The organism is Actinomadura luteofluorescens (assembly GCF_013409365.1).
Taxonomy (GTDB): Bacteria; Actinomycetota; Actinomycetes; order Streptosporangiales; family Streptosporangiaceae; genus Spirillospora; species Spirillospora luteofluorescens.
In genome coordinates, this window is record NZ_JACCBA010000001.1 from 7,682,986 (window position 1) to 7,695,190 (window position 12,205).

Genomic DNA, 12,205 nt, shown 5'->3' on the forward strand with positions numbered 1-12,205 from the left:
AGCCTAGGCCGCGTTCGCTACCGGGCGGTCGCGCGCCGCGCGCGGAAGTGCCGCGGGTCGGGGCGGCGGGTCGCGCGGCGGTAGGCGAAGGTGTAGCCGGGCCAGTTGTTGACGACCTTCCCGCCCGCCGTCATGTACCAGCTCTGGCAGCCCGCCTCCCAGACGGTGGAGCGCATCCGCTCCCGCATCTCCCGGGTGAACGCGTCCTGCACGTCCGGCCGCACGTCGATCCAGTCGAGGCCCGCGCCGCGCAGCGCCTCCACGCATCCGAGGACGTACCGGAACTGCGACTCCAGCATGTAGATGATCGAGTTGTGCCCGAGGTTGGTGTAGGGCCCGTACAGCAGGAACAGGTTGGGGAAGCCGCTGACGGTGATGCCGAGGTGCGCCTGCGCGCCGTCCCGCCACGCCTCGTTCAGCTCCCGCCCGCCCCGTCCGACGATCTTCATGGGGGACAGGAACTCGGTGGAGCGGAACCCGGTCGCGTAGACGATGACGTCGGCCTCGTGCTCGCCGCCCGCCGTCCGGACGCCCGCCGGGGTGACGCGCTCGATCGGGTCGGTGACGAGGTGGACGTTCGGCCTGTTCAGCGCCGGATAGTAGTCGCCGGACAGCAGGATCCGCTTGCATCCCATCCGGTACCCGGGGACGAGTTCGGCGCGCAGCGCCGGGTCGGGGACCTGCTCGGCGAGGTGCCGGCGGAAGCCGCGCTCCATGACCCCCATCAGCCGCGGGTACTTGATGAAGCCGAGCGCGCGGGCCTCGAACGAGGCGTAGATCCGGGCGCGGCTCAGCGACTGGAGCCAGGGGACGGCCCGCAGCGCGGTCCGCTCCCAGTCCCGGTACGGCCGGTCCGGCTTGTCGATCACGTAGGGCGCGGACCGCTGGAACAGCGTCAGCTCCGCCGCCTCCCGGGCGATCTCCGGGACGATCTGGATCGCGCTCGCGCCGGTCCCGATCACCGCGACCCGCCTGCCGCGCAGGTCGGCGCCGTGGTCCCAGCGGGAGGAGTGGAAGGCCGGCCCCGCGAACGACTCGCGCCCCACGATCGAGGGGAGTTCGGGCCGGTTGAGCTGCCCGCACGCCGAGACGAGCACCCGGGCCGCGAGGTCCCCGGTCGTGGTGGAGATCCGCCAGAGCGCCGCGTCCTCGTCGAACCGCGCCTCGGTCACCTCGGCGCCGAACCGGATCAGGTCCAGGACGCCGTGCTCGCGGGCGCAGTGCCGCAGGTACTCCAGGATCTCCGCCTGCGGCGGGAAGCGGCGCGACCAGTCGGTCTTGCGCTCGAACGAGAACGAGTACAGGTGGGAGGGGACGTCGCAGGCCGCGCCGGGGTAGGTGTTGTCGCGCCAGGTCCCGCCGAGGTCGCCCGCCCTCTCCAGGATCACCACGTCGCGGACGCCGGCCCGCCGCAGCCGGATCGCCATCCCGATGCCGCCGAACCCGCTCCCGATGATCACCACGCTGTGCGTCATGGCCGTCCCGAACCTCGTTCTGTGTCGGTACCTCCCGAGCGTAGGTGACCATGAAGTCACTGAGAAGGTGTCGTCGCGGCGCGTTTTGTCGGTCGGTTCTGCCAGCATCCCGGCATGTCCGACGACGATTCCGGTACGGTCCAGGCGCTGCTGGCGCGTGTCTGCGAGTCCGGCGAGCAGGGCCACCGGCTCGCCCTGCTCCTCGAAGAGGCCCTGCCCGCCGCCGAGCGCCTCGACGCCGGTGCCCTGCGCGAGCTCGCGCCGCTGCTGAAGCGCCTCGAAGGCCGCTTCGCGCGGGCCGACGTCGCGATCGGGTACCGGGAGCGGATCGACCGCCGTCTGCGGGCTCTGCTGGCGAGCGTGGACGTGGCGTACCTGCCCGAGGGGATGCTCCCCGTTCACGACACGTGGGCGGCGCCGCTCCGGAAGCGCGTGCGGGAGGCGCCGTCGGCCGAGCTGACCCGGTTCGTCCGGCACCTGGTGAGCCTGTCCGCGCCGCGCCCCACGAGCAAGTGGCATCGGACGTGCGTCGCGCTCGCCGACGAGGCGGCCGCGCGCGGGGACGTCGCCGAATGCCTCCGCGTGCTCGCCGAGGACGAGCCGCACTGCCCCCGCGAGGACGGCCCGCACGACGAGTCCTGCGGCTACCACCACCTGGTCCACCCGCACCACGGTGACGTCGCGCGCGGAGTCCTCTGGGCGGCGGCCCTCTGTGGCGGCCCCGAGGTCGTGCCCCGCCTCCGCGCGGTCGCCCTGCGGACGGGCACGTCCGGCCGCGACCTCTACGAGGGCCCCAAGCTCGCGGGCGCGGCGATCAACGCGCTGGGCGCGATCGACGATCCGGGCGCGCTGGAGGCGCTCTGGCGGCTCCGCGCGCCGGTCAGGAACCGCGCGCTGCGCAAGCAGCTCGACACGGCGCTCGAGGCGGCGGCCGGGCGGCAGGGCATCACGCGGGCCCAGCTCGTCGAGCGCACCGTCCCCGCCCACGGCCTCGGCCCGGACGGCTCGGTGGAGCAGGCCGCCGGCGAGCACACGGTGCGCGTCGCGGTCGAGGACGCGGCGACCGTCCGGATCACCTTCACCGGCGCGGACGGCCGCGCCTCACGGACGGCTCCGGCGGCGGTCAAGGACGGCTTCCCCGACGAGCTGAGGCGGATGAAGGCGCTCGCCAAGGAGGTGCGGGCGACGCTGTCGAGCGAGCGGGCGCGCGTCGAGGGCCTCATGTCGCAGGACCGCGTCTGGCCCTACGCCGAATGGTGCGAGCACTACCGCGACCACCCGGTCACGGGTGCGATCGTCCGCGGGCTCATCTGGGAGTTCCAGGGGGAGGACGGCCTCTGGCGCGCGTCCCTGGGCGCCCCCGCCGGCGAGGCCGCGCACGTCAGGCTCTGGCATCCCATCCGGGCGGCCCTGGACGACGTGCGGGCCTGGCGGGAGCGCGTCGTCGACGAGCAGGTCCGGCAGCCGTTCAAGCAGGCGTTCCGCGAGATCTACCTCCTCACCCCCGCGGAGGAGCGCACCGCGACCTATTCCAACCGGTACGCGGCGCACATCGTCCACTACCGGCGGCTGTACGCGCTGTTCAAGGAGCGGGGCTGGCAGGCGAACTTCCTCGGCCGCCACGACGGCGGCTACAACGGCGAGGCGCGCGGCGAGTTCGGCGGGGGCGAGTGGCGGGCGTGCTTCTACCACGAGCCGGTCGACGACGAGGACGGCTGGACGTTCGAGCACGCCGCGACCGACCAGGTCCGCTTCGAGCGCGGGCACGGCCGGCGCTGGCGGGAGGCGCCGCTCGCCGACGTCCCGCCGCTGGTGTTCAGCGAGGCGATGCGGGACGTGGACCTGTTCGTCGGCGTCACCTCCATCGCCGCCGACCCCGACTGGGCCGACCGGGGCGAGGACCGCCGCACCGCCTACTGGCGCGAGGCGGGCTTCGGCGCGCTGACCGCGAGCGCCGAGGTCCGCCGCGCGGCGCTGGAGCGCATCCTGCCGCGAACGAGGATCGCCGGCCGCTGCGCCCTCGACGGCCGCCACCTGGTCGTGCGCGGCGAGTTGCGCACCTACAGGATCCATCTCGGGTCGGCCAACGTCGTGATGGAACCGGACGGCGCCTACCTGTGCGTCGTCCAGGGCCGCCGGGCCCCCGGCACGCTGTACCTGCCGTTCGAGGACGAGCGGCTCTCGCTCATCCTCAGCAAGGCGTTCCTGCTCGCCGCCGACCACAAGATCGCGGACGCCTCGATCCGGCGCCAGATCGAGCGTTGATCACCTGAAACGTCCCGGAACCGGCGCCTCCCTCTGGAAAGATCAATTCATGACCGACGACCCCCGGCCGCCGGCCGCACTCGACCTTCTGGACCGCCCGCCCGGCCCCGCCGAACCCGCCGAGCCCCCTGAGCCCGGCGTGCCCGCGCACGGGCTCGGCCGCGACGGCTCGCTCGCCCGCGACATCGGCGGCTACCAGGCGGTCCTCGCCATCGCCGACCCGATGACCGTCCGGCTCACCTTCATCGGCGCGGAGGGCCGCCCGCTGCCGACCGTCCCGGGCGCGCTCCGCGCGTCGTTCGCCGCGCAGGTCAAGGAGACGAAGGCGCTGGCGAGGCAGGTCCGCGCGACGCTGGCCGCCGAGCGGGCGCGGGTCGAGGCGCTGATGGCGGCCGAGCGGACCTGGCCCTACGGGCAGTGGTGCCGGCACTACCGCGACCATCCGGTCACCGGGCGGGTCGCGCACGGCCTGATCTGGGAGTTCGAGGAGCCGGACGGGCACTGGCATGCCGCCACGCCCGGTGAGGACGTGCTGGTCACCGTGGACGGCCGCGCCCTGCCCGTGCCGCCGCGCGGCGCGCGGGTGCGGCTGTGGCACCCGGCGCGGGCGTTCCCGGGCGCCGTCCGGGCCTGGCGGGACTTCGTGGCCGGCAACCGGATGACGCAGTCGTTCCGGCAGGCGTTCCGCGAGACCTACCGGCCGGGCCAGTCCGGCGCCGATCTGCGCGGCGGCCGCTTCGACGGGGAGTCCCGGCGCGTCCTCGGCGAGGGCGCCTGGCGGGTCGGATGCCCCGGGGGCCGGGCACGGGTGACCTTCGAGCGGCGGGCCGCGGGCCGCTGGCGGGAGGAGCCGCACCGGGCCGTGCCACCGACGGTGTTCAGCGAGGGCATGCGGGAGGCCGACCTGTTCCTGCGCCTCGCGCCGGCGGCGGAGGACGACCCGTTCGGCGCGCCGTCGGCGACCGCGGAGATCCGCGGGGACGTGCTGCGCCGGATCCTGCCCGGCACGAGGATCGCCGGCCGCTGCTCGGTCGACGGGCGGTTCCTCGTCGTCCGCGGCGGGCTGCGCACCTACCGCGTCCACCTCGGCTCCGGCGGCGTGCTGATGGAGCCGGGCGACCGCCGGCTGGGGGTCGAGCCGCCCCGGCGGACGGGCCAGAAGGGCCTGTTCCTGCCGTTCGAGGACGAGGGGCTGGCGCGCGTCCTCGGCACGGCGTTCCTGCTGGCCGCCGACCACCGGATCACCGACGAGGCCGTCCTGCGGCAGATCAAGAGGGGCGCCTGATGGAGCTGACCGCGCGGTTGCTGCAGGCCATGACCGACCCGACGGCGCAGGACGAGGAGTTCCGCACCTGGTATCCCGACCTGTCGGCGCTGTCCGAGCAGGACCTCGGCACCCTCGTGCCCGCCGCCTACGCGGTCGGCCGGGAGGCGCCGTTCGTGTCGATGTCCGTCCGGCTCAGGATCGAGGACGAGGCCAAGCAGCGGCAGCCGCGCTACACGCCGGAGGCGTGCGAGCGGATGTTCCAGTCGCTCGTCGACGGGCTGGCCCAGCGCAAGTGGGCGGACCTCGTCCTCGGTACGGGCACGCTGGTCCGCTGCACGGGGCCCTGGCCCGACCTCTCTCGCCCGGCCCGGACGCTGGCCGAGTTCTTCCTCGTCCACGACCGCCTCGACCAGCCCTTCGCGCTGCTCGCGATCGCCGGGCTCGCGGGCGACGACATCCTGCGCGCGGTCGACCGCCGCCTGCGCCAGAAGTGGAAGGGACCGATCGTGCACGACGAGCTGGACACCGTCGTGCGCCTCGCTCCGGTGGAGCGGGTGCTGCTCGCCCAGGTGGCCGACAGCCGCTCGTTCAACTCCCCGCCCGTCCCGTCCGAGGTGTGGGAGCGCATCGCGGCCGTCCCCGCGTGCGCCGAGTTCGCCCGCCGGGCCCTTGAGGCCGCGGCCGAACGCGCCCGCGCCGTCCAGGAGGGGGAGGTCCCGTTCCGCGCGGACAGCGCGTTCACCGGCGACGAGGTCGCCGCCGTGGGGCTCGCTGCGCGCATCGCGCTGCTGCGCGACGAGCCGTGGCTGCCCGCCCTGTTCGACCGGCTCCTGCCCGGCATCTCGGTGGCCCCGACGCAGGCGAAGACGCTGCCGTCCCAGGCGCTGCTGTACGAGCTCGTCCGGGCCGCGCAGGAGTTCCCGACGCCCGAGCTGGTCACCGCGATCCGGACCGTCCGCGGGAACGTCCGGCACGCCGGGGTGCCCAAGCAGCTCGACAAGATGCTCAAGAAGGTCGAGGCGGCCCTCGCCGAGCGGACCGAGGTCGCGCTGCGCCTCCCCGATCTCGGCTTCGGGCCCGGCGGCGTCCTGCGCCGGGAACTCGGCGGCTACACGGCCCTTGTCACGATCACCACGGGCAGGGCCGAGCTGACCTTCGAGAAGGACGGCACGGCGCTGAAGGGCGTCCCCGTGCCCGTCCGCCGCGACCACAAGGACGACGTCAAGGAGCTCCGCGACCTCGTCAAACGCGTCAACGCCCAGCTCGTCACGCTCGCGCGGGCGCTGGAGGGCGGCTTCACCGCCGACGCCGTCCACCCGTTCGGCCGGTGGCGGGACACGCTGCTGCGCCATCCGATCGCCGGGCCGTCGGTCGGCGCGCTCCTCTGGCAGATCGAGGCCGCCCCCGGCGACTGGCGCACCGTCCTGCCCGAGGCGGGCGAACTGCCGGACGCCGCCGACGACGCGCCCGTCCGGCTGTGGCACCCCATCAGGTCGCGGCCGGACGAGGTGCGCGCCTGGCGCGACCTGCTCGTCGACCGGCGGATCCGGCAGCCGTTCAAGCAGGCGTTCCGCGAGATCTACCTCCTCACCCCCGCGGAAGCGGACACTGTCACGTACTCCAACCGGTTCGCCGCGCACCTCGTCCACTACCGGCGGATGTTCGCCCTGTTCCGGGCCCGCGGCTGGACGAGCGCCCTGCTCGGCCCCTGGGACGGCGGAGGTTCCGACGAGGCGGCCCGGACGCTCGCGGCGGGGGAGTGGCGGGTCAGGTTCTCCCACGTCCTGGCCGACTGGCAGGGCGAGCACGAGATCGCCGGCACGAACCGGGTGGTGTTCGACCGCCGCGGCGACGGCGGCGGCTGGCGGGAGGCGGCCCTCGCCGACGTCCCGCCGCTGGTGTTCAGCGAGGCGATGCGGGACGTGGACCTGTTCGTCGGCGTCTCCTCCATCGCCGCCGACCCCATGTGGGAGGACGGCGAGGCGCACGAGTACTGGGTCCGCGCGTGGTACGCCGACCTCGGCGAGTCGGCCCGGTCCCGCCGGGACGCGCTGGAACGCGTCCTGCCGCGCACCAGGATCGCTGACCGCTGCACGATCGACGGCCGCCACCTGGTGGTGCGGGGCGAGCTGCGCACCTACCGGATCCACCTCGGCTCGGCCAACATCGTGATGGAACCGGACGACGCGTTCCTCTGCATCGTCCCGGAGCGCCGCGCCGCCGGGGCCAAGGTCTTCCTGCCGTTCGAGGACGAGCGGCTCTCCCTCATCCTCAGCAAGGCGTTCCTGCTCGCCGCCGACGCCGCGATCGACGACGAGTCCATCCTGACGCAGATCAAGCGAGGTGCCTGATGCCCGCCGTGAACTTCCGCGACGAGACTGCCGCCGGCGCGCCCGTCGCCGGCTTCCAGGTGGCGGGGCTGCCCGACCGGATGACCGTCCGGGAGCTGATCAGGCTCCGGGTCCGCGAGGAGGTCGCCCGGCACAACGCCCGCCCGTCCGACCGGTTCCACGGCCTGGTCCGCCCGGACGACGCCGAGGCGGAGCTGAACGGCTACCGGCTCCGCGAGCCCCGCCGCCTGGACTGGGAACGGCAGGCCGACATCGCCGAGCGCGCCTTCCTCGGCAACGGGTTCTTCGTGCTCGCCGCCGACCGCCAGGTCGAGGACCTCGACGAGGAGATCGACCTCACCGGCGACCCCGACCTGGTCTTCGTCAAGCTCGTCCCGCTCGTCGGCGGCTGAGGGCCGGGCCGCCCGGGGGACTCAGCCGACCAGGCCGAACTCGTGGGCGCGCAGGCCCGCCTGGAAGCGGGAGTCGGCGTCCAGCAGGGCCAGGATCTCCGCGACGCGGCGCCGGTAGGTGCGCAGCGACATGCCGAGCCGCCGCGCGGCCGCCTCGTCCTTCAGCCCGCCGCCGAGCAGCCGCAGGATGCGCAGGCTCTCCTCGCTCAGCGCGGGCGGCCGGCCGCGCCGGTGGTCGGCCAGCTCGGCCGCCGTCTCCCACGTCGCCTGGAACAGCGAGACCACGCCCTTCACGACGCCCGGCGACCGGACGACGGTGTACTCGCGGACGCCGCCCTCCACCGGGCCCGCGAGGATGGCGACCTTCCGGTCCACGATGATCGTCTCGTGCGGCAGCGGCGCCGGGCAGATCCGCACCCGCGCGCCCGCGGCGGCGATCGCGAGGAGCCGCCGCTCGGACTCCTCGTCGGCGAGGGCCGCCGGGTTGTACAGCTTGCGGACGGCCGGGACGGGCCGGATCCGGCGCCGCTCGGCGACGATCCGCTCCCGGAGCCCGGGCATCGCCCACGTGTTCTGGTCCGTCGCGGCGCACGCGAACTCCTCGCACGCGAAGAACAGCCGTCCGGCGCGCTCGACCAGCTCCTCCTCGCCGCGCAGCACGACGTTGCGGTCCAGATCGACGCTCACGGGGCCCAGTCTGCCACGCGGCCCGCCGAGCGCCGCCGTGGCAGCAAGCTGCCAGCGGTTCGCCGCGGCCTGGCGGGCACAGCACAGTGGACCGCATGACACGACACTTCGATCTCGGCGGCGACCTGCGCATCTCCCGGATGGGCTTCGGCGCGATGCGGCTGCCCGCGAGCACCCGCGGCGGGCCCGCGAACGACCGGGACACCGGAATCAAGATCCTCCAGCGCGCCGTCGAACTGGGCGTGGACCACATCGACACGGCCGCGTTCTACTACTACCAGGGCGGCCCCGCGGCCAACGAGATGATCCGCGCCGCGCTCGCCCCCTACCCGCCCGGCCTGGTCGTCGCCACGAAGGTGGGCCCCTACCGGGGACCGGGCGACCCCTTCCCGTCCGGGCAGGTCCCGGCGTCGGAGCTGCGCGCCGAGGTGGAGCGCAACCTCACCGAGCTCGGGCTCGACCGGCTCGACTTGGTCTACCTGCGTCCCGGCGGTCTGGAGGCCCCGTCGGACGAGCCGGTCGGGGAGCGGTTCGCCGTCCTGGCCGGGCTTCGCGAGGAGGGCCTCATCAGGCACCTCGGGCTCAGCCACGTGAGCCTCGCCCAGCTGGAGGAGGCGCGTGGGATCGCGCCGGTCGCGGCCGTACAGAACCGCTTCGACGTGACGCGGCCGCAGGACGCCGAACTCCTCGCCGCGTGTGAGCGCGACCACATCGCCTACGCCCCCTACTTCCCGCTCGGCGGGTTCGGCATCCCCGACGACGCGCGCGTCAACGCGATCGCCGCCCGCCACGGCGCCACCGTCCCGCAGGTGCTCCTGGCCGGGCTGCTGGCGCTCTCGCCGGTCATGCTCGCGATCCCCGGCACGGGCTCCCCGGCCCACCTGGAGGAGAACCTCGCCGCCGCGGATCTGGCGCTCGCCCCGGAGGATCTCGCCGCACTGAAGCGGTGAGGACCGCGCGCGCGGTCGCCGGAGCCTCTACCCTGAACAGGTTTGCGATCAGGGGGAGAGGATGTCGACGACGCGGCTGCTGGTGCTCGGCGGGGTGCGCAGGTTCGGGCGGGCGCACGGCTACGAGGTCCGCCGCGAGCTGCTGTCCTGGGGCTCGGACGAGTGGGCCCACGTCAACCCGGGCTCGATCTACCACGCGCTCAGGCAGCTGGCCAAGGAGGGCCTGCTGCACGCCCACGAGGTGGAGGAGAGCGAGGCCGGTCCGCCGCACACCGACTACGAGATCACCGACGCCGGCCGGGCGGAGTTCCACCGGCTGCTGCGCTCCGCCCTCTCCGCGGTGGACGTCCGGCACCCGGAGATGCTGACGGCGGGCCTGGGGTTCCTCACCGAGCTGCCGCGCGCCGAGGCGCTCGCCCTGCTGCGCGAGCGCCTCGACGGCCTGGCCGCCTGGCGCGCCTCCGTGGCCCCGCCCCTGGACGAGCTGGACCCCGCCGACCACCTCCGCGAGCTGCTCGGCTGGTGGGTCCACTCCGCCGACTCCGCCCGGACCTGGACGCTCGGCGTGATCGAGCGCCTGGAGGCGGGCGCCTACGTCATGGCCGACGAGCGCGGACCGGGCGGCCCCTAGCCGGTCAGGTGTCGACGAACGTCCTCGGGACGATCACCCGCAGGGCGTTGCCGCGCAGCTTGATCGACACCGGGGTGCGGCCGCGGACCTCGCCGTCCACGTCCACCTGCATCGGCGGGTCGGTCTCGATCTCCACGCTGGTCGTGGTGAGGAAGGCGTCGTCCTCCAGCGACCGCCACGGGCCGGTGAGGACGTGCCGGGCCGTGGCCGACGCCAGCCGCAGCCGCCGCTCGTCGCCGAGCCGGTACACCGCCAGCAGCCGGTCGTCCGGGCTGGCGTCGCGGGCGATGCGCTGCCCGCTGTGGTGCGCGCCGTTGGCGACGTTCAGCTGGTGCGTCGCGACCTCGTGCGTCTCGCCGTCGATCGTGATGCGGGCGGTGAACGCCTCGTGGCGGGGCAGCAGGCCCGCCGCCGTCAGCGCGTAGGCGGGGCGCCCGATGAACCGCTTGAGCGTGTGCGGGACGTGCTCGGCCACCTGGACCGACAGGCCGAGGCTGACCATGTTGGCGAAGATGTGCTCGCGGTCGGCGCCCGGCCCCTCGCCCTGCGGGTCGCCCGTCGACTCGAACCAGCCGACGTCGACGTCGGCGACCTTCCCGCCGTCCGGCCGGCCGACGGCGAGGGTCGCGACCGCGCCCGGCAGGTCCAGCGGCAGCTCCAGGCTGCGGGCGAAGTTGTTGGTGGTGCCGAGCGGCAGCACCCCGAGCGCGATGTCGCGGTGCGCCAGGTGCCCGACCGCCTCGGCGACCGTGCCGTCCCCGCCGCCGACGACGACGAGGTCGGGCTCCAGGGCGAGGACGTCGGCGAACAGCTCCCGCAGCCGGGCGGGGTCGGTCACCGGGAAGACGTGCGGGAACTCCAGCCCCGCCTCCCGCAGCAGGCGGCGGGCCGTGCCGTAGAGCCGCCGCCCCCGCCGGGAGCGGGAGTTGATCACCAGCACCGCGCGCCCGCCGTCCGCGATCGCCGACTCCAGCTCCGCCTTGCTCCGCATCTGGACGCTCCGCATCTCTTCCGGTCGCCCCCTTCGTCCGCACCACCCGGAAAGGTACGTGGACCGGAACTCCCGGCCCGACATTTTATAAACCGATTACACAGCGTTGAAACATTCCCGTCAGAGGGAACCTTTACCAGCAGGCACCTCTGGACGACGGGGGCGGATCATGCGGTTGCGCGGCTTGGCGGGGGCGGGACTCATCGTTGCGGTCGCCGGGCTGACCGCGTCCATCGCGGCGGGCGGCACGGCCCCGCCCGGAGCCCCCGCCGACGACGGCGCGACCGTGGTCGGCGAGCGCCGCCCGCGCCGCCGCGTCCTCGACCTGGCCGTGCGTTCCCCCGTCCTGGAGGGCGTCGCGCACGCCCGCCTGCTGCTGCCCCCCGGCTGGTCGCGGGACGCCTCCCGCACCTGGCCGGTGCTCTGGCTCCTGCACGGGGCCTCCGCGGGCCGGGACGGCCACACCGCGTGGAGCGAGCACAGCGACATCGAGGAGCTGACCGAGGACGCCGATGTGATCGTCGTCATGCCGGACGGCGGGCCGTGCGGCAGCTACACCGACTGGTGGAACCGCGGTGGCGGCGGCGCGCCGAAGTGGGAGACCTTCCACCTCGCCGAACTCCGGCAGATCCTGGAACGCGGATACCGCGCGGGCCCGGACCGCGCCGTCGCCGGCAACGCGATGGGCGGGCTCGGCGCGCTGGCCTACGCGGCCAGGCACCGGGGCCTGTTCCGGGCGGCGGCGTCGTTCAGCGGGCCGGTGCACACGCTGCACCGCGACCCGTCCGGGCTCGACGTCGCCGACCTCGTCGAGCTGAGCGTCGCGATCGGCGCGCCGTCGCTCGACTGGACGGACGTGTGGGGCGACCCTGACGAGCAGCGCGTCGTGTGGCGCCAGCACAACCCCTACGACCTCGCGGGCCGGCTCGCGGGGGTCCGCGTGCACGTCAGCGCCGGGGACGGCGCCCCCGGCCCCTTCGACCACCCCGCCAGGGGCGTGCTGGACGCCGCCCCCTGCGACGTGCTGGAGGCCCTCGCCCACACCGTCTCCCGGGAGTTCGCGGGCAAGCTGAAGAAGCTCGGCGTCCCCGTCACCACGCACTTCTACCGGGGCACCCACACCTGGCCCTACTGGCGCCGGGAGTTGCGGGCCGCGCTGCCCGCCCTGCTCGCGGAGATCACCTGAGCGGAGGCTA

General features: G+C 74.5%; 10 protein-coding genes. 7 read left to right on the top strand and 3 right to left on the bottom strand.

What is annotated here, in order from left to right; translation table 11 throughout:
• Positions 1-17 precede the first annotated feature (17 nt).
• Complete coding sequence (locus BJY14_RS35630) at positions 18-1,475, bottom strand: flavin-containing monooxygenase (RefSeq protein ID WP_179847619.1); 1,458 nt, start codon at positions 1,473-1,475, stop codon at positions 18-20.
• 114 nt (positions 1,476-1,589) lie between these two features.
• Here BJY14_RS35630 and BJY14_RS35635 point away from each other — a divergent pair, with 114 nt between their 5' ends.
• The 4 genes from BJY14_RS35635 to BJY14_RS35650 are packed head-to-tail and all read left to right on the top strand — an operon-like array spanning position 1,590 to position 7,750.
• On the top strand, positions 1,590-3,740 hold the full coding sequence (locus BJY14_RS35635; protein ID WP_179847620.1) for a DUF4132 domain-containing protein: 2,151 nt from the start codon (positions 1,590-1,592) through the stop codon (positions 3,738-3,740).
• Positions 3,741-3,789: 49 nt separating this feature from the next.
• Positions 3,790-5,025, top strand: a complete 1,236-nt coding sequence (locus BJY14_RS35640; protein WP_179847621.1) for a DUF4132 domain-containing protein — start codon at positions 3,790-3,792, stop codon at positions 5,023-5,025.
• Positions 5,025-7,358, top strand: coding sequence for a DUF4132 domain-containing protein (locus BJY14_RS35645; protein ID WP_179847622.1), 2,334 nt, complete (start codon positions 5,025-5,027; stop codon positions 7,356-7,358). The genes BJY14_RS35640 and BJY14_RS35645 overlap by 1 nt, the downstream gene beginning before the upstream one ends.
• Complete coding sequence (locus BJY14_RS35650) at positions 7,358-7,750, top strand: hypothetical protein (RefSeq protein ID WP_179847623.1); 393 nt, start codon at positions 7,358-7,360, stop codon at positions 7,748-7,750. The genes BJY14_RS35645 and BJY14_RS35650 overlap by 1 nt, the downstream gene beginning before the upstream one ends.
• Before the next feature lie 21 nt (positions 7,751-7,771).
• On the opposite strand, the gene BJY14_RS35655 is transcribed toward BJY14_RS35650, so the two are convergent.
• On the bottom strand, positions 7,772-8,437 hold the full coding sequence (locus BJY14_RS35655; RefSeq protein WP_179847624.1) for a helix-turn-helix domain-containing protein: 666 nt from the start codon (positions 8,435-8,437) through the stop codon (positions 7,772-7,774).
• A 95-nt stretch (positions 8,438-8,532) separates the two neighbouring features.
• Here BJY14_RS35655 and BJY14_RS35660 point away from each other — a divergent pair, with 95 nt between their 5' ends.
• Both BJY14_RS35660 and BJY14_RS35665 read left to right on the top strand, forming a co-directional pair.
• Positions 8,533-9,387: an aldo/keto reductase gene (locus BJY14_RS35660; protein ID WP_179847625.1), complete on the top strand. Its 855-nt coding sequence runs from the start codon at positions 8,533-8,535 to the stop codon at positions 9,385-9,387.
• A gap of 61 nt (positions 9,388-9,448) precedes the next feature.
• A complete protein-coding gene (locus BJY14_RS35665; RefSeq protein ID WP_179847626.1) occupies positions 9,449-10,018 on the top strand; it encodes a PadR family transcriptional regulator in 570 nt (189 codons plus the stop codon).
• Positions 10,019-10,022: 4 nt separating this feature from the next.
• Here BJY14_RS35665 and BJY14_RS35670 read toward each other — a convergent pair whose 3' ends face one another.
• Positions 10,023-11,009 (bottom strand): diacylglycerol/lipid kinase family protein, encoded by a 987-nt coding sequence (locus BJY14_RS35670; RefSeq protein ID WP_179847627.1) that lies wholly within the window; start codon positions 11,007-11,009, stop codon positions 10,023-10,025.
• Between the two features lie 169 nt (positions 11,010-11,178).
• Between BJY14_RS35670 and BJY14_RS35675 the strand changes: the two genes are divergently transcribed.
• Positions 11,179-12,195, top strand: a complete 1,017-nt coding sequence (locus BJY14_RS35675; RefSeq protein ID WP_179847628.1) for an alpha/beta hydrolase — start codon at positions 11,179-11,181, stop codon at positions 12,193-12,195.
• Positions 12,196-12,205 lie beyond the last annotated feature (10 nt).